The 21,607-nt window shown below is 60.6% G+C and carries 27 protein-coding genes; 18 read left to right on the top strand and 9 right to left on the bottom strand.

All coding sequences use genetic code 11. The features are described 5' to 3' along the window. Positions 1 to 14: 14 nt before the first annotated feature. From D8780_RS11850 to D8780_RS11860, 3 genes are read right to left on the bottom strand one after another with little or no spacing between them, the layout of a single operon-like run. Positions 15 to 380, bottom strand: coding sequence for a response regulator (locus D8780_RS11850; protein ID WP_121645774.1), 366 nt, complete (start codon positions 378 to 380; stop codon positions 15 to 17). Continuing rightward, positions 380 to 1,018 (bottom strand): STAS domain-containing protein, encoded by a 639-nt coding sequence (locus D8780_RS11855; RefSeq protein WP_121645775.1) that lies wholly within the window; start codon positions 1,016 to 1,018, stop codon positions 380 to 382. Before D8780_RS11855 ends, D8780_RS11850 begins: the two co-directional genes overlap by 1 nt. Beyond that, on the bottom strand, positions 1,018 to 2,667 hold the full coding sequence (locus D8780_RS11860; protein ID WP_158598499.1) for a methyl-accepting chemotaxis protein: 1,650 nt from the start codon (positions 2,665 to 2,667) through the stop codon (positions 1,018 to 1,020). Before D8780_RS11860 ends, D8780_RS11855 begins: the two co-directional genes overlap by 1 nt. Positions 2,668 to 2,887: 220 nt before the next feature. Here D8780_RS11860 and D8780_RS11865 point away from each other — a divergent pair, with 220 nt between their 5' ends. Then, the gene (locus D8780_RS11865; RefSeq protein WP_121645777.1) at positions 2,888 to 3,316 is read left to right on the top strand and encodes a hypothetical protein; all 429 of its coding nucleotides are present in this window, start codon (positions 2,888 to 2,890) and stop codon (positions 3,314 to 3,316) included. Between the two features lie 222 nt (positions 3,317 to 3,538). Continuing rightward, a complete protein-coding gene (locus tag D8780_RS11870) occupies positions 3,539 to 4,471 on the top strand; it encodes a flagellin N-terminal helical domain-containing protein (RefSeq protein WP_121645778.1) in 933 nt (310 codons plus the stop codon). 143 nt (positions 4,472 to 4,614) lie between these two features. Here D8780_RS11870 and D8780_RS11875 read toward each other — a convergent pair whose 3' ends face one another. From D8780_RS11875 to motA, 6 genes are read right to left on the bottom strand one after another with little or no spacing between them, the layout of a single operon-like run. Beyond that, positions 4,615 to 5,034, bottom strand: a complete 420-nt coding sequence (locus tag D8780_RS11875) for a hypothetical protein (RefSeq protein WP_121645779.1) — start codon at positions 5,032 to 5,034, stop codon at positions 4,615 to 4,617. Then, entirely contained in the window at positions 5,021 to 6,097 is a 1,077-nt protein-coding gene (locus D8780_RS11880; protein WP_121645780.1) for an EscU/YscU/HrcU family type III secretion system export apparatus switch protein, read from the bottom strand. The genes D8780_RS11875 and D8780_RS11880 overlap by 14 nt, the downstream gene beginning before the upstream one ends. Positions 6,098 to 6,119: 22 nt before the next feature. Continuing rightward, on the bottom strand, positions 6,120 to 7,097 hold the full coding sequence (locus tag D8780_RS11885; protein ID WP_121645781.1) for a FliG C-terminal domain-containing protein: 978 nt from the start codon (positions 7,095 to 7,097) through the stop codon (positions 6,120 to 6,122). A 14-nt stretch (positions 7,098 to 7,111) separates the two neighbouring features. Beyond that, positions 7,112 to 7,477 carry a FliM/FliN family flagellar motor switch protein gene (locus tag D8780_RS11890; RefSeq protein WP_121645782.1) on the bottom strand — a complete coding sequence of 122 codons (366 nt, stop codon included), beginning with the start codon at positions 7,475 to 7,477 and terminating at the stop codon, positions 7,112 to 7,114. A gap of 45 nt (positions 7,478 to 7,522) precedes the next feature. Continuing rightward, positions 7,523 to 8,434: a FliM/FliN family flagellar motor switch protein gene (locus tag D8780_RS11895; protein WP_121645783.1), complete on the bottom strand. Its 912-nt coding sequence runs from the start codon at positions 8,432 to 8,434 to the stop codon at positions 7,523 to 7,525. Continuing rightward, a complete protein-coding gene (gene motA, locus D8780_RS11900) occupies positions 8,431 to 9,294 on the bottom strand; it encodes a flagellar motor stator protein MotA (protein ID WP_121645784.1) in 864 nt (287 codons plus the stop codon). Before motA ends, D8780_RS11895 begins: the two co-directional genes overlap by 4 nt. Before the next feature lie 191 nt (positions 9,295 to 9,485). Here motA and D8780_RS11905 point away from each other — a divergent pair, with 191 nt between their 5' ends. The 16 genes from D8780_RS11905 to D8780_RS11980 all read left to right on the top strand — a co-directional run bounded on the left by D8780_RS11905 (position 9,486) and on the right by D8780_RS11980 (position 21,585). After that, entirely contained in the window at positions 9,486 to 10,256 is a 771-nt protein-coding gene (locus tag D8780_RS11905) for a DUF1217 domain-containing protein (protein ID WP_121645785.1), read from the top strand. Positions 10,257 to 10,273: 17 nt separating this feature from the next. Beyond that, positions 10,274 to 10,996, top strand: a complete 723-nt coding sequence (gene flgF / locus D8780_RS11910; protein ID WP_121646546.1) for a flagellar basal-body rod protein FlgF — start codon at positions 10,274 to 10,276, stop codon at positions 10,994 to 10,996. Further along, on the top strand, positions 10,993 to 12,429 hold the full coding sequence (fliI, locus tag D8780_RS11915) for a flagellum-specific ATP synthase FliI (RefSeq protein WP_245412336.1): 1,437 nt from the start codon (positions 10,993 to 10,995) through the stop codon (positions 12,427 to 12,429). The genes flgF and fliI overlap by 4 nt, the downstream gene beginning before the upstream one ends. Further along, positions 12,422 to 12,988, top strand: a complete 567-nt coding sequence (locus D8780_RS11920; RefSeq protein ID WP_121645787.1) for a hypothetical protein — start codon at positions 12,422 to 12,424, stop codon at positions 12,986 to 12,988. Before fliI ends, D8780_RS11920 begins: the two co-directional genes overlap by 8 nt. Positions 12,989 to 13,022: 34 nt before the next feature. After that, entirely contained in the window at positions 13,023 to 13,388 is a 366-nt protein-coding gene (locus D8780_RS11925) for a flagellar basal body protein (RefSeq protein WP_121645788.1), read from the top strand. 2 nt (positions 13,389 to 13,390) lie between these two features. After that, positions 13,391 to 13,807, top strand: coding sequence for a flagellar basal body rod protein FlgC (gene flgC, locus D8780_RS11930; RefSeq protein ID WP_121645789.1), 417 nt, complete (start codon positions 13,391 to 13,393; stop codon positions 13,805 to 13,807). Next, positions 13,804 to 14,103, top strand: a complete 300-nt coding sequence (gene fliE, locus D8780_RS11935) for a flagellar hook-basal body complex protein FliE (RefSeq protein ID WP_121645790.1) — start codon at positions 13,804 to 13,806, stop codon at positions 14,101 to 14,103. Before flgC ends, fliE begins: the two co-directional genes overlap by 4 nt. Positions 14,104 to 14,115: 12 nt before the next feature. Then, entirely contained in the window at positions 14,116 to 14,904 is a 789-nt protein-coding gene (gene flgG / locus D8780_RS11940) for a flagellar basal-body rod protein FlgG (RefSeq protein ID WP_121645791.1), read from the top strand. Between the two features lie 4 nt (positions 14,905 to 14,908). Next, complete coding sequence (gene flgA, locus D8780_RS11945; protein WP_121645792.1) at positions 14,909 to 15,400, top strand: flagellar basal body P-ring formation chaperone FlgA; 492 nt, start codon at positions 14,909 to 14,911, stop codon at positions 15,398 to 15,400. Positions 15,401 to 15,432: 32 nt separating this feature from the next. Continuing rightward, a complete protein-coding gene (locus D8780_RS11950) occupies positions 15,433 to 16,530 on the top strand; it encodes a flagellar basal body P-ring protein FlgI (RefSeq protein WP_245412411.1) in 1,098 nt (365 codons plus the stop codon). After that, positions 16,527 to 17,078: a MotE family protein gene (locus D8780_RS11955; protein WP_121645794.1), complete on the top strand. Its 552-nt coding sequence runs from the start codon at positions 16,527 to 16,529 to the stop codon at positions 17,076 to 17,078. The genes D8780_RS11950 and D8780_RS11955 overlap by 4 nt, the downstream gene beginning before the upstream one ends. Before the next feature lie 3 nt (positions 17,079 to 17,081). After that, entirely contained in the window at positions 17,082 to 17,819 is a 738-nt protein-coding gene (flgH, locus tag D8780_RS11960) for a flagellar basal body L-ring protein FlgH (RefSeq protein ID WP_245412337.1), read from the top strand. Positions 17,820 to 17,831: 12 nt separating this feature from the next. Continuing rightward, on the top strand, positions 17,832 to 18,362 hold the full coding sequence (locus tag D8780_RS11965) for a flagellar basal body-associated FliL family protein (RefSeq protein WP_121645795.1): 531 nt from the start codon (positions 17,832 to 17,834) through the stop codon (positions 18,360 to 18,362). Continuing rightward, positions 18,359 to 19,228 carry a flagellar type III secretion system pore protein FliP gene (locus tag D8780_RS11970; protein WP_121645796.1) on the top strand — a complete coding sequence of 290 codons (870 nt, stop codon included), beginning with the start codon at positions 18,359 to 18,361 and terminating at the stop codon, positions 19,226 to 19,228. Before D8780_RS11965 ends, D8780_RS11970 begins: the two co-directional genes overlap by 4 nt. A 205-nt stretch (positions 19,229 to 19,433) precedes the next feature. Beyond that, a complete protein-coding gene (locus D8780_RS11975) occupies positions 19,434 to 20,375 on the top strand; it encodes a flagellin N-terminal helical domain-containing protein (protein ID WP_121645797.1) in 942 nt (313 codons plus the stop codon). Between the two features lie 256 nt (positions 20,376 to 20,631). Further along, positions 20,632 to 21,585, top strand: coding sequence for a flagellin N-terminal helical domain-containing protein (locus D8780_RS11980; protein WP_121645798.1), 954 nt, complete (start codon positions 20,632 to 20,634; stop codon positions 21,583 to 21,585). Positions 21,586 to 21,607 lie beyond the last annotated feature (22 nt).

A 21,607-nucleotide genomic window follows, 5' to 3' on the forward strand; every position in this document is an offset into this window, starting at 1 on the left:
TGATCTGTCTCCGATCAGGCGAGAACGCGGTTGATGGCGGCGAGCAGCTTGTCAGGGCTGAAGGGCTTGACGATCCAGCCGGTGGCCCCGGCATCACGGGCGCGGGCCTTCTTTTCCTGGCTGGACTCCGTCGTCAGGACCAGAATCGGTGCCGCAGCACTGCGCATGCCGCCCCGAACCGCCGAGATGAAGCCATAGCCGTCGAGATTCGGCATGTTGATATCGGTGATGATCACGTCCGGCTCGCAGCCCTCGAGCTTGGCAAGCCCGTCCTGGCCATCTTCGGCCGTCACGACGTTGAAACCGGCGCCTTTCAGACACGCTTCGACAAGCTGTCTGATCGTGCGGGAATCATCCACGGCAAGGATGGTCTGAGACATTAGTGCACTCCTTCATTGCGGAGGAAATCGGTGGAAAGACCGAGACGGTCGAGAGAAGTGATGAAAGGTTCGGACGGATTGGACCACTCGAGCGTGAATCCGTCTTCAAACCATTGTTTGGAAGCGGAGATGGCCACTTCGATGCAGGGTGTATCGATGCGCGTCACCTCGGACGCGTCGATGACAAGGTTGGTACCGATACGCTCGAGTAATGTCGCACGCAGATTTTCGGCCTGATCCAGATCGAGAACCTCCGGCAGGATAATTCCTTCACCATTGTCGGACGCACCGGCTTCGACCGTCATATCGGCAATATCCGTCGCATCTGATTCGAGGTTCGGAAACACATCGAGGGAAGACTCCGTGCTTTCGGCTTCGGCAGCCTCGAAAGAGGCAAGGTCAGGCAGTTCGTCTGCGTCCACGCTCGCGATCGGTGCCAGATCGGCGAGCTCATCTATCGACGCCTCGGCAGGAGCGTCCGCAAAGGCGGGCAACTCTTCCATTTCCAGGGCGGGTGCTCCTTCGAGCATCAGCCGTGAGCCATCATCCTCGATGAAGGGCTCGGTGAAGTCGGCGGAGATCTCGACGCTCTTCGGCTCCTCGGTGAGGGGCATGAAGTCATCAATCGAATTTTGCATCAGAATTCCTCCCAGTCTTCGTCAATGGCGGCATTGCCGAGAGTCAGAGCCGGCGTGGCGCGTTCTGCCGAGGCTCTTGGCCGCGGCATCGGCGTCTGCTGAGGCGCAGACGACCGGCTGGTTTCGGCGCGCCGCGCAAGCGTAGCTGTCGCTGCTGCGTCCTGCGTTCTCGCAAGATCGGCGAACCGCGATGTCGTTCCGCTCTTCAATGCTGCGGCAGCGCCTTTCAGAGTGGCCGCATTGGAGGTGGAGGTCGGCGCGCGCCCGGCTTCGACCGCCGGTGCATGGCGGGGCTTTGCCTTTGCGCCCTGCACGTCCCGCAGAAGAGCTGACAATTCAACGGTATGGCTTTGCAGCGAATGGCTCGCGGCGGTGACCTCTTCGGCCATCGCGGCGTTCTGCTGCGTCATGCCATCCATTTCAACCGCGCTGCTGTTCAGCGTATCGAGGGCGTGCGTCTGCTCCTGAGCGCTCTCTGTAATCGCTTCCACATTCTGGCTGATGTTCAACACGTGATCGGAGATGCGCTTCAGGGCGGAGCCGGTCTGATTGACCAGCCGTGATCCATCGGCAATCTGCTGTGTCGATTGCGTGATCAGGCCGGAAATTTCCCGCGCAGCGGTTGCCGAGCGTTGGGCCAGGGCCCGCACTTCGGATGCCACGACCGCGAAGCCCTGCCCGGCGTCGCCGGCGCGGGCAGCCTCCACACCGGCATTGAGGGCGAGGAGATTGGTCTGAAATGCGATCTCGTCGATGACGGTGATGATCTTGTTGATCTTCGTCGCGGAATCCTCGATTTCCCGCATGGCGGTGAGAGCTTCGTCGACCACGGCACCGCTGGATTCGGCATCCTGCCTGGCGCTCGCAGCCACATTGCTGGTTTCCTCGAGCCGCTTGGTGGACGTACGAACCTCGTCGACCACGGTACCGAGCGTCGAGACCGTCTCTTCAAGCGCCACGGCCTGACGTTCTGTACGCTTGGACAGGTCGTCCGAAGCCGACACGATTTCGCTGACGCCACTGCCAAGACCGTCGACAGTCTGGCTGACCTGATGGAGCGTCTCGCTGATTCGCGCCTGTGCTTCCTGATAGCTTTCGCGGAGCGATGAAATCTCTTCCGGAAAGTCGTGTTCGATGTGATGACGGAAATTGCCCTGGGCAAATTCGGCAAGACCCTGCTCGAGAGCATCGAGGGCGGCACGGCTATTCTCGTCGATACCGGCCTGCGCGGTTTCTTCGATCACCGGCTGCTCGGGCGCGACCATCTGCGGCTCCGGCGCTGGCTCCGTCAGCTTTCGCGCAACTTCACCGAAGACGTCGCGCCGCACGAAGAATGCGTTCTGGCCGGCTGGGGCCTGCCCGGTCCGGGCAATGGTCTGCAGAGCGGCAAGAGGCTGGGCGATGAGGCGCGGCACCTTGCGGGTCAATGCAACCATGCTTGCCAGCCCCACACCGACGAAGATGAGGAAAGCAAACGGCAGCATGGTCTGGCCCGGCAGATTGATCCCGGCGAGCGAAACCGCACAAAGAACAATCGCCAGCACCTGGGCTGCGAGGCCTGCGTAAATCAGTGAGGTGAGCGGTTTAACGACGGACGGCACGCGTACATCGTCGTCGGCAGAATGAGCCGTGGCCGTCGAAACGGTCATGAATTTCCCCGAAAACAATCCGGCTGCAAGATACATCCGCACAGCGGTGGGAAGGGCTGACATGCCGACAAGCGCGATAAGACGCCTGCTCCCAGTGCAACCCACGATATGGCTATTGAGCTTAATCAGCGGTAAACGGGTGCACCGAAAATGCCGCAATCTTAACGGTCAGGCTCACACAAAGTTAGGACCCTAAGGTCTCTCCAAACGGAGAGGGCCCGTGAAAGTTCTGATTCCCGGCTTCATCGCCATTCTTGCCGGTGCCACGATCGGCATCTTTGCGGCGATGCCACCCGCCGCTACCGATGTACCTGCAGAAGCGGAGGAAGCGCTCGGCCACGCCTTCACCGCCGTGAACGTGGCTGTTCCGAGGAGAGAGGGAGAGTCAACGGATGGCTATGTGGTCGCCACCATTTCCGGCACCCATGATGATTCGCTCACGGAACCGGCGGCGACCGTCTATGTGACGGCGGCACTCGGCCTTCTGGCGAGTACTCACCAGGTCCAGGATCTGGATCCGGACATTCTGGCCCACCGGGATCGTCTCGCGACCCGTATCACTTCAGCCCTGAAAAGCATGGGCCAGGGAGAGGCGATCCGCTCCATCGAGGTGAGGAAAATGGGCTTCATGGCGCGCTCGCAGCCCTGAGACGCATGTTTCGCACAAGTTCGCTGCGGTTAAATGGTTTGAAGAGGCCAAGCGGCGTTGCGTTTAAGATGTTCTTAACCAATATCGTTAAGGTCCTGTTAAGATTTTCGATGGGCGACCAACGGCCGTGAGGCCGCGGCATGATGCCACCCGGTCAGGCTGGTAGAGCCAGCATGTGCTAAGGACAAACGCGCCGGAGCGGTGCTTGAGAGAACTGTTACAATGACGAGTATCAGAACAAACTCTGCAGCCATGATAGCGCTGCGCACCCTTGAGACGACGAACAAGTCACTCGAAGATACGCAAAAGCGCATTTCCACGGGATATCGTGTCGCCGAAGCCTCGGATAACGCGGCATACTGGTCGATCGCCACCGTCATGAAGTCGGACAAGACGGCGCTATCGACGGTTCAGGACGCGCTGGGCCTCGGCGCTGCAAAGATCGACGTCACCTATACGGCGGTCAATTCCGCCAAGGATGTGGTTGATTCGATCAAGGCCAAGCTGGTTGCGGCACGCGAACCGGGCGTCGACAAGGAAAAGATCCAGGACGAGATCCGGCAGTTGCAGGAACAGCTGAAAGGTATCGCCGGGTCGGCGAGTTTCTCTGGCGAAAACTGGCTCAACGTCGATTCGTCGGCGCCTGGCTATTCCTCCACCGAAGAGATTGTTTCATCCTTCAACCGGACCGGCAGCACCGTGACGGTCGATACGATCCAGATCGACGTCAGCAACCTATCCCTGCTCGACGCCAATCCAGCGGTCGGCGCCGATGGCCTTCTGGAAAAGGAGACCACGTCAGGCACCGCACCGGATGAAGTTACCTTCTCCATCCTGACCCTCGACATCACGGCGGCAAAGGTGACCGATAACACGATCGACGACATGATCGACTTCGTTCACACGGCCTTCACGGACCTTACGAATGCAGCCTCCGATCTTGGCGCGATGAAGAGCCGGCTCGACATGCAGACCGACTTCGTTGCCACGCTCATGGATGCGATGACGCGCGGCATCTCGGCGCTGATCGATGCCGACATGAGCGAAGAATCGACCCGCCTGCAGGCTCTACAGACACAGCAGCAGCTTGGCGTTCAGGCGCTTTCGATCGCCAACTCCTCGGCGCAGAACATTCTGGCGCTCTTCAAGGGCTGATGAAACGGTCCGGCCCGCCACGGGCCGATTGAACCAAGACAGCAAAAAGCCCGGATCGATCGGTCCGGGCTTTTTGCTGTCTGGCGTTATTCGTCCGAATCGCCTTGCCACCTCCAACCAACTGTGACAGGCGCAAATAGAGATCAGGTCAGCATGAACTGTTCGGCCTGAAGGGTTTCGGCAAGATATCGCGTATTGGCGTCCGGATCGCCGTTATTGTTTGGAAACGCGATGTAATCCAGCTGCACGCGCGCGCCCTCCCCGGAAAGGAACAGGCGGAAATACGCCTGCAAATCCGTCCTGTTGAGCGCAAGGTCCAGACAGATTTCAGGCAGTTTGTTCCAGCCAAGCACGATGCTGGAGCTGTTACCCAGAGTGATAAAGCCCGGCATGAAGTGAAAATTGGCTGCTTCATTGACGATCTCGGCGAGCGAGACATGAAGGTCGAGCGCAATGAAAGCGGCAAAATGCACCGGATCGGCCAGCAGGAGCTCTTCGGCGAAAGGCGCAATGCCCTCAGCGAGAATAGCCTCGCGAGCAAGCTTTTGGTCAGTAGGCAGCATGGGCTGATCCTGTCTTCTGAACGCTACGTATAAGAGCCGCAACAGCGCGGTAAAACTCGGTCGGAATAAGGGAATCGAGCGGCGCGACACGATAGAGCGAACGCGCCAGCGGCACGTCTTCGAAAACCGGCACACCCGCTTCTTCGGCAACACGACGGATACGAAGGGCAACCTCATCGGTCCCCTTGGCGATGACGCGCGGCGCCGGGTCCTTTTCTGGGTTATAGCGCAGCGCAACGGCGAAGTGGGTGGGGTTGGCGACGACGAGCGTCGCTTCGGGAACGGCGGCCATCATGCGGCTGCGTGCCCTTGCCCTGGCGACGGCGCGAATGCGCGATTTCACCAGCGGGTCGCCTTCCGCCTGCTTGTGTTCTTCCTTCACCTCCTGCTTTGTCATGCGCAGATCGGCCTTCCACATCGTCTTGGAGACGGCAAAGTCGATCACGCCGATGATCAGCATGAAGATGAAGAGATAGGCGACCAGCATCTTGGCCGTCTGACCGAGCCCCGACAGCGACATCATCACGTCGAGATTGAGATAGGTCGGCAGTTCGGTCAGGCGCGATCGCAGGAGAACGCTGAGCAGCAAGGCGGCGAAGGAGAACTTGGCCACGGACTTGGCGAATTCGATAAGGCCCTTCTTGCCGAATATTTTGGTCCAGCCCTTCACTGGCGAAATGGAACTCCATTTCGGCCGAATACGCTGCAAGACGGCACGGGGAGCGTTCTGGATGACCGATGCACCGATGCCTGCGACCATAAGGAGAAGAAAGAGCGGAAGGATCAGAGACGCGATCAGTGGCATGACGTGCCAGATCAGCCGTCTCAAATCTTCTGCCGTTCCGATCGGCACTCCGGCAGAGTTGTCCACGATATAAGCCAGATCGGTCGCGAAGCTGCCAATCGAGCCTTCGGCGATCAGCAAAAGCCACAGCATGATCACACCAAGCGAGACAGCCAGCGTCGTCTCACGCGAAACGGCGGTCTGCCCTTTCTCGAGCGCATCGCGGATCCGTTTCTCGGTCGGATCCTCCGTTTTGCTGTCTTTGTCCTGCTCGCTCATGCCTTATCCGGTCCGAGCTGCTCTAAGCCGTCTCATCAGAGGGGATGGTAATCTCCCCGTCATGGGCGCGTTTCAGGATATCGGCGACAATTCGGCGGCGGGCGGCCGTGACATCGGCTTCCCGCAGCGGCCTCGGAGAAGCCAGTTCGGCTTCGATCATACGGCGGTTGCGCTGACCGACAGCGCCCAGCACGCACTCCTTAACCTCTTCCGAAGCGCCTTTCAGCGCGAGAACCAGGCGTTCCTGTTCCATATCGTCGAAGATCGTCGAGAGCGCCGCCGAATCGAGGCGGATAACATCGTCGAAGCGGAACAGCTTGGATCGCACTGCGGCAAGGCGTTTCGGCGGCACCAGGCTCTTCAGATCATCCATCAGTTCATCGAGTTCTTCGCGCTCGAACTCGTTGAGCGCAGCCGCAACCGCTCCTGCCCTGTCGGTTCCATCGCTCTCGTCGCCGCCAAAGGCCTCTTCCAGCCGCGCCTCGATCAGCGTGACGACGGTCTCGCTGGGCGGCTTGGCGTCGATCATGAAGCCGATCACCGTGCTGCGTCGTTCGCGCTCCAGCGACAGCAGGAGCCGAGCGACGAGCTGGTCCGGCAATCGTGAAAGCACATAAGCGATGACGAGTTCGCTTTCTTCGGACAGAAATTCGCCCAGTGGCTCGGGATCGGTTTTGGCCAATTGGCTCCAGATGGGAGCATTGTCATTATCGGCATTACCCAGCAGATCGACCAGGCCGTCTTCGCCGAACGAGTCGGCCAGCATCTCGGCGACCTTGGTGTCCAGCTCGTCCATGCCGGCACCGGTGACGAACATGTTCTCGAAGTCGCGGACGACTTCGGCAAGGTCGTCCTCGGTCAGGCGGGACATGGTGCGCGCGCACTCCGCCATATGACGAAGTTCGTCCGGCTGGAAGTTGCGAATGAACTCCTTGCCGCGTTCCTTCCCCATAGCCATGATTACGGCAATGGCCCGGTGCGTGTCGATCAGCTGGATCATCGGTTCCGCAGACTTTAGAGGTCGTCGCTACCCTCGATAGAGAGGATCTTCAGCCCGTAGGCTGTCGGCTCACCCTCCAGAGCGATCAGTTCGGCCGTGCCGATCTTGGTTTCATTCACCACCAGATCGATGGGCTCGCCGATCATCTTGTTGAGGGAGAGCACCTGGCCCGGCCCGACACGGCCCAGCTCGGCCACGGTCATCTCGATCCGTCCGAGAATGACTTCCACCTCAAGCGGAATATTCTGAATGGCGATCGGCGAACGCGGTCGACCGGCTGCGGAAGCGGCCGGATCGGCCTGCCCGTCCCCCATTTCAACGGCCGCGCCCATCTGGCTCATATGTTCACTCAATTCTTCCTGAAGACTTTCCAGTCCCATGGCTTTCACCCGTCCCTCTCTGAAAGCGATCGTCCGCCGAACTGTTCAGTCCGCGACATCCTCATTGACCCGTATACAGTAATGATCGCCGCTCTTGCCGACCCGCGCCGTCGCGAGCACTTCCTGTCCAATCTGCATGATGCAATTGGAGAAGGCCGCATCGGCGAGCGGAATGACGCTACCCACCTCGAGCGCTTCGATCTCGCGATAGGACAGCATGCCGCCGGACAGACGAATCGTCGCTTCGACCTTCAGACTGCCGAAGCGCGGCGCATTGGCATCGTGCGGGGAAGATGCCTTGTGGGCGCTGGTTGCGGCCGCCGACGGTGCAGGCTGATAGAGAGGCAGACGGTCTGCCGGGATCGCCAGCTGCATCATACCATCGCGCTCACCGACACTCATCGTGAAGCGCAAGACCAGCACCCGCTTGTCCTTGACCGCGGAAAGATCGGCATCATCCGGCCGGCCGAGACTCGGCATCCCGATTTCGTGCTTTGTTTCCTTTGCGATGGCGACAACCAGATCGCGCCACAGCATGTCGCAGATGGACTGCTCGATGCGTGTCAGCGGCTTCTCGCCCTTGTCCATATGCGCCGAAATCGTACCGCCAAGCAGGAGTGTGGCGACATCGCGGATCGACTGCATTTCCATCGTCGCCAGAAGCGAGGGCGCGGGGTCTTCGCCCTCTTCGCCAGCTTCGGAAAGGCACCTTACCATCATGCCCTGCCCCGGCTGCTCCGCAGACCATGCGCCGATCTCCGTCCGCGTCGCGCTTTCGAAATGGAAGCGTGCCAGCCCCGCAATATCCGGCCCGAGATCACGGCCCATGGCATGGGCCAGACTCCGCCCCAGCCGATCATCCTGATCGGACGTATCCCGCGCCACGGTGGTCCGCGCCTGCAAAGCCTCGACAAAGCGCGAGAGGCTTTCCGTTTTGTTCAACGTATTGACGCTCATGCGACGACTCCTGCTGTGACGGTCGCTTCCTCGACCGCATTGATGGAAGGACGGTCATGCGAAGCGATGGCCTTGCGGCCAAACTCCAGCGCGACCTGGGGTACAGATCCGTTCATGTGCGCAATCAGCGTCTGCTTGGCGACGAAGTATTTGCGCATCTTCTTGTCGCGGATCAGCTTCACCTTCGCAGCGAGTGGTCCGACGATGGCATAGGAGGCAAAGATGCCGATAAAGGTGCCGACCAGCGCGGCGCCAATCAAACCGCCCAGCACTTCAGGCGTTGAGTTGATTTTCCCCATCGCCTTGACCACACCGAGAACGGCGGCGACGATCCCGAGTGCCGGCAGGCCGTCAGCCACCGCCTGCAGGGCGTGATACCCTTTCAGGGCATCATGACGGACCGTCTGGATTTCCTCTTCCATCAGCGCTTCGACCTCATGCGGGCGCGCATTGCCCACCATGATGAGGCGCAGATAGTCGCAGATGAAGTTGCGAAACTCGGTATTCTTCTGGATGGTTGGATAGGCTTCGAAGATCGGACTGCTGTCCGGGTTGTCGATATGATTCTCGAATTCGCTCTTGGGCCGGTCCTTCAGCTGCCTCAGGAGCGTGTAGAGAAGGCTGAGCATATCGAGGTAATCTTGTTCTTTCGGCGCCTTGCCGCTGAACGCTTCCATCAGCGAGCGGCCCGTATCCTTGACGACCGACAGCGGGTTGGCCACCAGGAATGTGCCGAAGGCGGCCCCACCGATGATGACCACCTCCCACGGCTGTATGAGGACCGACAGATGGCCGCCCATGGCCATATAGCCGCCGATCACGCAGCCAAGCGTAACAATTATACCGAGTAGGACACCCAAGGCTTTTCTCCGAAGGGGCGAAAGGTCGTCTGACTTGACGGTAGGGAGGTTTCCTTGCGCCGGGCTGGACGGGTGAAAGAACTGCTCACCCGAAAAGGGCGCTCTTGCCGGGTCAGGCTCGCGCAAGGACGGCAATCAATATTGCGGGCTGGACGTGCCGTTTGCCGTCATATGGTTCCAGGAATGCGATCATGCTCAGCACCTACGCCGCCTACCAGCTGACCACTCAGAACATCGACCGCTCGCTCGGCATTGTGAAAAATGATCCGATGGTCGGGCGGGAGACCGAGTACTATCTGGAGAATATCGGCAACATCAAATCGGCCGAGGAATTCGTCAATGACGGTCGCATCTTCCAATACGCGATGAAGGCTTTCGGCCTTGAAGACATGAACTATGCCAAGGCCTTCATGCGAAAGGTTCTGGAAGAGGGCACGGACGACAAGACCGCTTTCGCCAACCGGTTGGCCGACAATCGCTACATCGAATTCGCCGAAACCTTCAACTTCGCACGCTACGGCGAGACGGCGACAACCTTCACACGGGCGCAGCAGGGGACGGTCGACCTCTACATGCGCCAGACGCTCGAAGAGAACGAGGGCGAGAAGAACGAAGCCGTGCGCCTGGCGATGTATTTCGAACGGAAAGCGCCCGATCTGCAAAGCGTGACCGGCATCCTTGCCGACTCGGCCCTGTCCACTGTGGTGCGCACAATTCTGGGTATGCCGGAAGCGACGGCGACGCTCAACATCGACAAGCAGATCGAGATGCTCGAGGGGCGCATCGACATTGCCGACTTCCAGGATCCCGACAAGCTGGCCGGCATGATCGAGCGCTTCTCGGCCATGTGGGACATGAACAATGGCGGCGGGGCTGCCGAAGCCGAGGTGGGTCTCCTTTTCGGCAATGCCGGTGCAACGACCCTCTCCGCCGACATGCTGATGTCGCTCCTGACGAGATGAGGTGAATTGCCGGCATGATGAAGGACAGTCTCTATATCGGCCTTTCCGCCCAGATGGCGATCGAGAAGCGCATGGAGACGCTTGCCGACAATGTGGCCAATGTGAATACGGTCGGCTTCCGAGCCACCCGCGTCCGGTTCGAAGAGGCCCTTTCGCGCACCGAAACCGGCGAGAACTCGTTCGTCAAGGAAGGCGGCAACTTCGTCGACAACCGTAATGGCGCACTCACCGAGACGGGCAACACGCTCGACTTCGCCATTCGTGGCGATAGCTGGTTTGGCGTCCAGTCCAGCCAGGGTATGGTTCTGACACGTGATGGTCGCTTCACGATCAGCAATAATGGCGAACTGCAGACACTCAACGGCCAGCCTGTTCTCGATGCTGGCGGCGCGCCGATCCTGATCGACGGAGCAGCCGGGCCGGTCGATTCCGGGCAGGATGGTGTCCTCTACCAGAATGGCCGCATCGTCGGCTCGCTCGGCCTGTTCGAATATATTCCGGAAGACGGCATCAACCGCGCCGAAGGCTCGGCGATCGTTCCGACATCAGCCCCCCAGCCGATCGTCGATCGCAATGATGCGGGTGTGGTTCAGGGTTTCATCGAGGAATCCAACGTCGACCCTGTTCGCGAAATGACCCAGCTCATTTCCCTCCAGCGCCGCTTCGAATCCATCAACAGCCTTCTGACGCGCAACAACAGCAATAAGGATGAGGCCGTGAAATTCCTGGGTGGCCAGTGACGGACCATTCGGGCCTTCAAGCGCTTGCCGCCTTTGCTGTCGAGGCCGCCCCGGTGGCCCGAGAGGCGGGCAGAGTGGTTGCCATCGCCGCTGGCCAATTGCGTATCCGTGGTCTCGGCAACAGCGTGAGTCTGGGCGAATGTCTCGTCTGCCAGACCCAAGACGGGCCAGTGCCGCTTCAGGTGGTCCGCATCGACAGCAGCGATATCCGCGCCGCGCCTTTTCTCGATGGTTTCCGAATCCGGCGCGACGACATCGTGTTGCGCGCGCCGCCGCATACCGGATGTCCGGACGAGGCTTGGAAAGGCAGGGTCCTCGACGGGCTGGGCTCGGCAATCGACGGCGGTCCCGCCATCGTCGGCGAAACGGCGGAGGAGCCGCCGGTCGCGCAAGGCCGTTCGCAGCGTATTCTCTCGGCCTGTCGGGTCGACGAGGCGTTCCGGACCGGCGTGGCGGCCATCGATGTCTTCACGCCTCTCTGCTACGGCCAGCGTCTTGGCATCTTTGCCGGCTCGGGCGTCGGTAAATCCACCTTGCTTTCCATGCTGGCCAATTCCGGCGCCTTCGACGCGGTGGTCATCGGGCTGATCGGCGAGCGAACGCGTGAAGCTCGCGAATTCATGACCGAAACGCTTCAGGATGAAGCGCGCCAGAAGGCGATTACCATCGTCGCCACCAGCGATGAAACTGCCCTGATGCGAACGCGCGCGGCGGAACTGACCATGACCACGGCGGAGTGGTACCGCGACAGGGGCAAGCGTGTCCTCGTCCTTTTCGATTCGGTCACCCGATATGCTCACGCGCTGCGCGAGATCGGCATTGCCCTCGGCGAAGCGCCAATCGCCCGCGGTTATCCGCCCAGTGTCTTCGCCGCCCTTCCCAAGCTGATGGAACGGGGAGGCCCGGCGCTCAACGGGTCGGGCGGTTCCATCACGATGATCGCCACGGTGCTCGTCGATGGCGACGAACACAATGAACCGATCGGCGACACCCTGCGCGGCATCCTCGACGGCCATGTCGTGCTGTCGCGCGCCATCGCGGCGGAGGGACGTTACCCACCCGTCGATGTGACCCAATCGCTTTCACGCCTGGCTTTGCGGGCGTGGTCCAAGGAACATCGCCTCTTCGTCTCGGAGCTGAAAGCGCTGATTGCACGCTACGAGGAAACGCAGGATCTGCGGCTTCTGGGCGGCTGGCGACCGGGCGCGGACCCCTTCCTCGACAAGGCAGTCGAGATGGTTCCCGTCATCTACGATTCCATTCGGCAAAGCCCGGGCGACGTCGGCCCGCTCGATCCGTTCGACGCGATCGCCCGGCGCCTGAAATCGGTGGCCGAATCCAAGACAGAGGAAAAGAAAAATGCTGCTTTCTCGACAGCGAAAGGCCAAGGCGCCTCGTCATTCGGGGCGACCTCTGCTTTCATGGGTGGGTGATGGCCTGCTCGCCTTGAGCGGAACGGGTATTGCCGCCGCCGCCGCGGCGCTACCGTTCTTCGTGGCGGCTCATCCCGATAGCTTCGGGCCGCCGGAATTGCGCTACGAGCCGCTCGTCATCGATTTGGCGAGCGCCGAGACGATCCGTGAAGAAGCCGGAACGGACCTGAAGCAGCGGGCTATCCTCGCAACGCCTTATGATGATGTTTCGGTTGGCTCCGTTTTTCCTTCATCCGAGGCCAAGGCGACCTTTCGCAAGAACGAGCCGATCTCGCCCTACTCGCCATTCCAGACGTCGAATGCTTTTGGAGACTGGCAACGTGACCGCGTGACCTCGACGCGCCGCGCGATCGCCTTCCATAATGGGCGTGCGGCGGTGGTCGACGGTGGGACCGTAAGGATGGTCCGCAAAGGATCGATTCTTGCGGATGGACGACATGTCAGTTCCGTACGGGGACGGCGCGACGAAGTGTTGCTGCTCTTCGAGGATGGCAGCCTGGAGACGCTGCCCATTTCCCGCTATCCCATCGGCCAGTCCGCGCAAGCTACGCGCAAGTAAGGCCGCCTAGGGTGCTTTTCGAAAGGAAAGCGCCATGTCTTCTCTGCCGATCTTCTCACTGGCATCAAAGCACGCCGAGTGGCTGACGATCCGCCAGCAGACGGTGGCCAATAATATCGCAAACGCGGAAACGCCCGACTACAAGGCTTCCGAGGTTTCGCCGTTTCAGGCCGTCCTGGAAGACACGTCGAGCACGCTTCGCCGCACCAATCCGCTCCATCTGACGAGCGGCGGCAATGTTGCCGGCAAATATGGCACCGCCGAAGTCCAGCAGACCGAGAACAGCGTCTCCATCGAGAAGGAGATCGTCGAGCAGACCGAACTGCGCCAGTCCTACGAGCTCAACACTTCGATCGCCAAAGCCTTCCACCGAATGATTCTCTCCGTCGCGAAGCCCTGATCATGGATCCTCTTCTCTCCTCCCTTCGCGTCTCGTCATCCGGCCTTGAAGCACAAAGCCAGCGGCTGAAGATCGTCTCGGAGAATATAGCAAACGCCAATTCCACGGCATCGGTACCGGACGGCGACCCGTTTCGCCGCAAGACAGTCAGTTTCCAGTCCGAGATGGACAGAACGAGCGGCGCGGTCAACGTCAACGTCTCCGAAGTCGGACGCGATAACAGCGACTTCCCGCTGGAGTTCGACCCCGGCAACCCCGCGGCGAACGCCGAGGGGTATGTGAAGCTGCCCAATGTCAACGTGCTGGTCGAGATGACCGACATGCGTGAAGCCAACCAATCCTATGAGGCCAACCTCCAGGTCATGCGTCAGGTCCGCGAACTGGTCTCGCTCACTATCGATATGATGAATTCGCGATGATCGAGAGCCTTTCCGCCATTGCCGCCGCCCGTCTCGGCCCGCTTGCCGAAACAACGCCGACGACCTCCACCGTCAAGCCGGGCGATTTCGCCAGCGCGCTCGCCGAGGGCGCGAACAACATGGCCGACCAGATCGCCCAGGCCGACAAGACATCCATGGCCGCACTTTCCGGCCAGGCCGGCCCCCGCGAAGTGGCGGAGACGGTCATGACAGCCGAACAATCCCTGCAAACGGCGATTGCGGTACGCGACAAGCTCGTCAACGCGTTCCTCGACATCAGCCGGATGCAGATCTGAGGAGACTGACCCATGCGCGCCCTCTCCATTGCAGCGACCGGCATGACCGCCCAGCAAACCAATCTGGAAGTCATCGCCAACAACGTCGCGAACATCAACACGACCGGCTTCAAGCGGGCGCGAGCGGAATTTACCGATCTGCTCTACCAGACCGAACGGATGAAGGGCTCCGCCGCGCGGGCCGACACCGGCGTTATTCCGGAAGGCGCCCATCTCGGCCTCGGCGTCCGTAGCGCTGCGATCCGCAATGTGCATGAACAGGGCACGCTCGAGAACACGGGCAATGCGCTCGACGTCGCTCTGAATGGCAAGGGCTGGTTCGTCATCACCGGTGCCAATGACGAGACGCTCTACACCCGCGCCGGCGCGTTCAACACCAATGCAGAAGGTCAGCTCGTCATGCCCAACGGCATGCCGCTGGCCGCTGGCATTACCCTGCCAGCCGACGCCGTCGCCATTTCGATCAGCGAAAGCGGGCAGGTCTTCGCGCAGATCGACGGCCAGAACGAGTTGCAGGAAGTCGGCCAGATCACACTGGCGAGCTTTGCCAACGAGGCCGGTCTGATCCCCCTTGGAGACAACCTCTTCCGGCAGTCCGAAGCGTCAGGCGAACCGGTGGCGGGTGTGCCGGGCGATCCGGGCTTCGGCACGGTCCGCCAAGGCTATCTGGAAAGCTCCAACGTCGATCCGGTCAAGGAAATCACGGCACTGATCGCTGCTCAGCGCGGCTACGAAATGAATTCGAAAGTCATTCAGGCGGCCGATGACATGGCCGGAACCGTGGCGCGAAATCTGAGATAATGTGATGGCACAGAGCGCATCCAAACGGCTGGCGCGCCTTCTCCTGTTGGGGGCAGTCGCCTCTGTTCCGTTCGCAGGGGTGAGCGTGGGCGACGTGCCGGCGGCTCAGGCCGAGCCGGTCGTCGTGGCACGCCGGGTCATCCATCCCGGTGAACCGGTCGAAGCGACGGACCTCCAGACCATCAATACCAAAAGCCGTGTTCTTTCCGATGCGCCGTTTGTCAGCGATGTCTCTCAGATCCAGGGAATGGTGGCACAACGGACGATTCTGCCGGAAAGGCTGATCCTCCTGGCATCGCTTCGCAGACAGTCCGCCATCAGCGCAGGCATGCTGGTACCGGTCACCTACAAGAATGGTGCCTTGTCGATCCGCATGGACGCCGTTGCGCTGACCGATGCGGCCGAAGGCGAGGCTGTCACGCTTCGCAACCGCGACACCGGGCGGCAGATCGAGGCCGTCGCCCAGGCCGATGGAACAGCGGTGCTACTGCCATGAGAAAGTTCCTTGCCCTCCTTCTCAGCGTCATGATGAGCTTTGCCGCGCCCCTCTCGACCCTGGCCGGAGCGGATGATGGCAGCATGGGCTATTCGCGACTGAAGGATGTGGCCTCGATCACCGGATCGCGAGACAACCAGCTCTATGGCTACGGGCTCGTCGTCGGCCTTAAGGGGACCGGAGACAGCCTGCGCAATTCGCCGTTCACCGAACAGTCGATGCGCTCCATGCTGGATAATCTCGGTATTGCGACCGAGCTCGGCCAGATGCGTTCCAGAAATGTCGCTGCGGTCCTCGTCACGGCAAACCTGCCGCCCTTCGTGCGGCCCGGCACGCGGATCGACGTGACCGTTTCTTCGCTCGGGGATGCAAGTTCGCTTCTCGGAGGCACGCTTGTCCTGACCCCCCTGAAGGGCGCCGACGCAGAGATTTACGCAGCGGCGCAAGGCCAGGTGGTCACGAGCGGCTATGCCATCGAGGGCGAGGCCGAAGAGGTGAGTCGCGGTGTTCCGACGGCCGCCCGCATCCCGAACGGCGCCATTGTGGAACAGGCGGTGGCCGCATCCTTCGAGACGGACAGGGGCCTGACCATTCAGCTTCGTAATCCTGATTTCACGACTGCGGTCCGGCTGACGGATTCGATCAACGGCTTTGCCAAGCGGACGTGGTCCGGAACGGTCGCCAAGGAAGTGGATTCACGAACGATCGCTCTATCGGTGCCGAACGGCGTCAGTCCGGCCCGCTTTGTCGCGGCAATCGAGAACATTCCGGTTTCTGTCGACCAGCCTGCCCGTGTCGTCATCGATGAGCGAACCGGCACGATCGTCATCGGCGCCGATGTTCGGATTTCACCCGTTGCGGTGAGTCAGGGTGCGCTTGCGGTGGCCGTGACGGAATTGCCGCAGATCGTCCAGCCCGCGCCCTTCTCGGATGGCGAAACCGCCGTCGAACAACGCAGTATTGTTGATGTAGAACAGACCGATGGACCGGTTTCGATCCTCAATGGCGTAAGCCTCAGCGAAATCGCGGCAGGCCTGAACCGGCTTGGTGTCAAGCCGACCGATACAATTGCGATCCTGCAGGCCATCAAGTCCGCCGGCGCGCTCCAGGCCGAACTGGTGCTCCAATGAACCGTCACCTGATCCCGCTGGTCGCCCTGTCGCTCTTCGCATTCGACCTGCCCGCCTACGCTCAGCAGCTCACCGAGCCGCAAGGCGAAGCGAGCGCGAGCAAGACTGCCGCGCGCCTGCCGCAACATTTGCAGCACAGCCAGGAAGAAGCCGCCATTCCTGACGAGGCCGCCTATTGCGACGCGATCGTCGATCAGGCCCGTGAGCTTCGCTACTCCGCTCGCGAACAGGAATTGCAGGAGATGCAGACGGAACTCGAGCGCGGGCTCGAACTGATGGAGCGCAAGAAGGAAGAGTTCGAGAAATGGGTGGAGCGGCGCGAGGATTTCGCCAACCGGGCATCCGAGGCTCTGATTGCGATCTATGAGAGGATGAGAGCCGATGCGGCCGCCGAGCGCCTCATAATGGTCGATCCGATGCTCGCATCAGCGATTCTCCTGAAAATGCCGCCGGCGAAATCGGGCACCATTCTCAACGAGATGGAGGCGAAGAAGGCCGCCGGCATCACGGCGATTATGGCCGCCAGCGCAGATCGTGGAAAGGGCTGAACCGTGCGTTCCCTTCGTTCACTGGCAGCGATCGCGCTGGGCGCCGCGCTTCTGACGGGCTGCTCCCAGTCCTTCAAGGAAATCAATCGCCCTCCGGACATGTCGCCGGTCGGCGCGGGTATCGCCACAACGCAGCCGGTCGCCTGGTCGGCCTACCCGGCCTATCAGACACCGCCCCAGCGCGGCTATTCGCTCTGGAACAAGCGGGGCAGCGGGCTCTACGTCTCCCAACGGGCGCTTGAGCCGGGCGACCTGCTGACCGTCCTTATCGAAATCAACGACCGCGCTTCGATCTCGAATGAATCGGATCGCTCACGCACTTCCGGCCGGTCTCTCGGCCTGAATGGCAAATATGACTACGAGATCGTGGCGGATGAGTTGAGCGTTGGCGCCGGCAACGGCAACGGCTCGCTCGGCACCACGAGTTCATCGGACTTTGCCGGAAGCGGCTCGACCAAGCGCTCCGAAGTCATCCGTCTTTCGATGAGCGCGGTGGTGACCGAAGTGCTGCCGAACGGCAATCTTGTGATCCGGGGGACCCAGGAGGTGCGGGTCAATGCCGAACTGCGCGTCCTTCAGGTCGCAGGTATCGTGCGGCCCGGCGATATCGGGCCGAACAATACGATCGACTACGACCGTATTGCGGAAGCCCGCATCTCCTACGGGGGGCGCGGACGAATCAGCGAGGTTCAGCAGCCGCCATGGGGCCAGCAGGTCCTCGATCTGATCACGCCGCTTTAGGAGAGCTTCGTCATGGCTGCGAAGGAAAAGACGAAATCGGCGAAATCCGAGCTAGTCAAGAACTGGGTCCTGCCCATCGCGATCATGCTGATTGTCGGAGGTGGTGTCGGCTTTGGCGTCGGCACCTTCGTTCTCGCACCACGCATGGAAGTCGCGATGGCGGCCGCTTCCCAAGATCCCGCGGCAGAGGCGGCGACAGAGCAAACCCATAATCCCACCGCCGGATCCGATCACGACACCAGCGCACTCGCTGGCTTGACGCAGAAGATCGTCGATCTGGAACCGATTACCGTGAACCTCGCGGTGCCGAACAATATCTGGATGCGCATGCAGATCGCCGTCCAGGCCAGTTCGACGGTGAGCGACGGCACGCTCAACGATGTCCAGCAGGACATCCTCGCCTATGTCCAACAGCTTCGCCTCGACCAGATCCGCAGCCCGAATGGATATCTGCGCATCAAGGACGACCTTGCAAGGCGTGCGGAGGTGCGAAGCGGCGGCGGCATCTCCGACCTCTACATTCGAACATTGGTATTCGAATGAAGCGCGCCGCCTCTCTCGGCTTCCTGCTTTCCGCGGCGCTGGCGGGGCTCGTCTGGTCTCAGCCGGCCTTTGCGCAGTCGCTGCAACTGCCCGCGCTCTTGCAGCCCGGGGAGACGGCGGATGGCGAGACCGCGGGATACATCGTTCAGCTTTTCGGCCTGTTGACGGTCCTGTCGCTGGCGCCTGGCATCCTGATTTCCGTAACGAGCTTCACGCGATTCATCGTCGTCTTCTCCATCATGCGGTCGGGGCTTGGGCTCCAGACCACCCCGGCCAACCTCATCCTCGTCAGCCTCGCCCTCTTCATGACCTGGTATGTGATGAGCCCTGTCATGGATCGGGCATGGAACGACGGACTTGGTCCGATGATGCGCAACGAGATCAGCCAGGAGGATGGTTTCCAGAGAACGGCGGAACCCTTCCGCCAGTTCATGCTGGCCAATGTCCGCGATTCGGATCTGCGGCTGTTCGCCGATCTTTCGCCCTCTCCCGTGCCCGACGCGGAACAGGCCGAGGAACCTGATGCTCCTCCTGCCGCGCCGGAGGGCGAGGCGAACGATGAGGAATCGGTTCTCGGCAGCGAGGCCGACGGCGATAACGAGACGCAGAATGAACAGGAAACGGTCGCCTACAGCATACTGATACCAGCCTTCATGATATCGGAGCTGCGCAGAGGCTTCGAAATCGGCTTTCTGGTGGTCTTGCCGTTCCTCGTGATCGACCTCGTCGTCTCCACGATCACCATGGCCATGGGCATGATGATGCTGCCGCCAACGGTTCTATCGCTCCCCCTCAAGGTGCTCTTCTTCGTTCTAATCGATGGATGGAACCTGTTGGTCGGATCGATGGTCCGCTCCTTCATCTGACGGCACGCTTCAACCGCAGGAAAACACTCGCCTTTACCTTTTGTTAGGCCTTTTCTTACGGTTTGTTATCCATTTTCGACGATTGTTCGATTTAACGATTGTCGCCCGAACCGAAGCGGTTCCGCGATCGGCATGATGCCAGCAACCGTTGCGCCCACATTATCCGGCATGTCCCTGTCAGGCTCACTCCTGGGGACCATCCCTTATGTCCAGCATTCATACAAACGTTGCCGCAATGACGGCGCTCAAGTCGCTTCAGGCCACGAACAAGGCACTGGAATCGACGCAGAAGAACATCTCCACCGGCTTCCGGGTCTCCGACGCCTCCGACAACGCGGCTTACTGGTCCATCGCGACCACCATGCGTTCCGACAACAAGGCTCTCAGCACCGTCAATGACGCGCTGGGTCTTGGCGCCGCGAAGGTCGACGTCGCCTACACGGCAATGAACTCCGCCATCGAGGTGGTCGACGAGATCAAGACAAAACTCGTTGCCTCGCGTGAGCCGGGCGTCGACCGCACGAAAATCCAGAGCGAGATTGAAGCCCTCCAGGGACAGCTCACATCGATCGCGGAAAGCGCGTCCTTTTCCGGCGAGAACTGGCTCAGCTTCAACGATGACACCGGTACCTCGAAAGAGATCGTGGCATCCTTCACGCGCAGCAGCTCGGGCAATGTCTCGGTCGGGACGATTTCGATCGATATCTCCAACATCAAGCTGTTCGGCAATGACGGTGCCGGCACGCCCGCAGATAACGGCCTCCTCAACACCAGCTACACAACAGCCAACGGTGCCGCTACGCCGGTCAACGTGGTCTATACGATCGCCACGCTCGACATCACGGCCACCAACGTCGACGACACGGTCATCGACGGCATGGTCACCAATGTCGAAAGCGTGCTGGAAGGCATGACCACGGCCGCAGCCGATCTCGGCTCGACAAAAAGTCGCATCGACATGCAGACCGAGTTCATCGGCAATCTGATGGACTCGATCTCAAGCGGCATCGGCAAGCTGGTCGACGCCGACATGACGGAAGAGTCGACCAAGCTCCAGGCTCTGCAGACGCAGCAACAGCTCGGTATCCAGGCCCTTTCGATGGCGAACTCCGGCGCACAGTCGCTCCTCTCGCTCTTCCGCTCGTAATATACGACAAGACCAAAATGATGGCCGCTCCGATCCGGGGCGGCCATTTGCGTTTCGGAAGCCAAGTTAACTATATAAATTAACACTTTGGCAATAAATTCATTACGCTTATTTAGTGATTGCCACGCATGATGCTCAAGACGATTTCACTATTGGTCCTCACGGGCCGATTCTGACGGCATGATGCCATCTTTCGTCACGCCGATATTTGAATCTGGCATGTCCCTGTCAGGCTTACTCCTGGGGACCATCCCTAATGTCCAGTATCCATACCAATACCGCTGCCATGACGGCGCTGAAGTCACTCCAGGCCACGAACAAGGCTCTGGAATCGACGCAGAAGAATATTTCCACCGGCTTCCGGGTCTCCGACGCGTCCGACAATGCGGCCTACTGGTCCATCGCGACCACCATGCGTTCCGACAACAAGGCCCTCAGCACGGTGGAGGACGCTCTCGGTCTCGGCGCTGCCAAGGTCGACGTGGCCTATACCGCAATGGACTCGGCCATCGACGTTGTCGACGAGATCAAGGCCAAGCTGGTTGCCTCGCGCGAGCCGGGTGTCGACAAGACGAAGATTCAGAGTGAGATCGGCGCGCTGCAGGAGCAGTTGAAGTCGATCGCCGACAGCGCCTCCTTCTCTGGCGAGAACTGGCTGTCGAGCAGTGAGGCCTCGGGCGCAACTAAAGAAATCGTCGCATCCTTCACCCGCAGCAGCTCGGGCACCGTCAGTGTCGGAACCGTCTCCGTCGATGTCTTCAGCTCCAAGCTCTTCGACAGTGCGACGACCGACCGTTCGACACTCGCTTCATCCAATCAGGGTCTTCTGGACAGCGTACTGGCCGATTATGACGCCGATGGCGACACGACCGCGGATGCGACCTATACCGTTTCGGTCTACAACCTCGACATCAGCTCTGCGACCGATGTGCAGATCGACGGCATGATCTGGAACGTGGAGAACGTTCTTGAAGACATGACGACCTCGGCGGCCGATCTCGGTGCGACGAAAAGCCGCATCGATATGCAGTCCGAATTCGTCGGCAATCTGATGGACTCGATCTCCAGCGGCATCGGCAAGCTGGTCGACGCCGACATGACGGAAGAGTCGACCCGATTGCAGGCTCTGCAGACACAGCAGCAGCTCGGCATTCAGGCTCTGTCCATGGCCAACTCCGGTTCGCAGTCGCTCCTCTCGCTCTTCCGCTAAGCGCGACACTACAACCCGAAAA

This window comes from Notoacmeibacter ruber, assembly GCF_003668555.1.
Taxonomy (GTDB): domain Bacteria; phylum Pseudomonadota; class Alphaproteobacteria; order Rhizobiales; family Rhizobiaceae; genus Notoacmeibacter; species Notoacmeibacter ruber.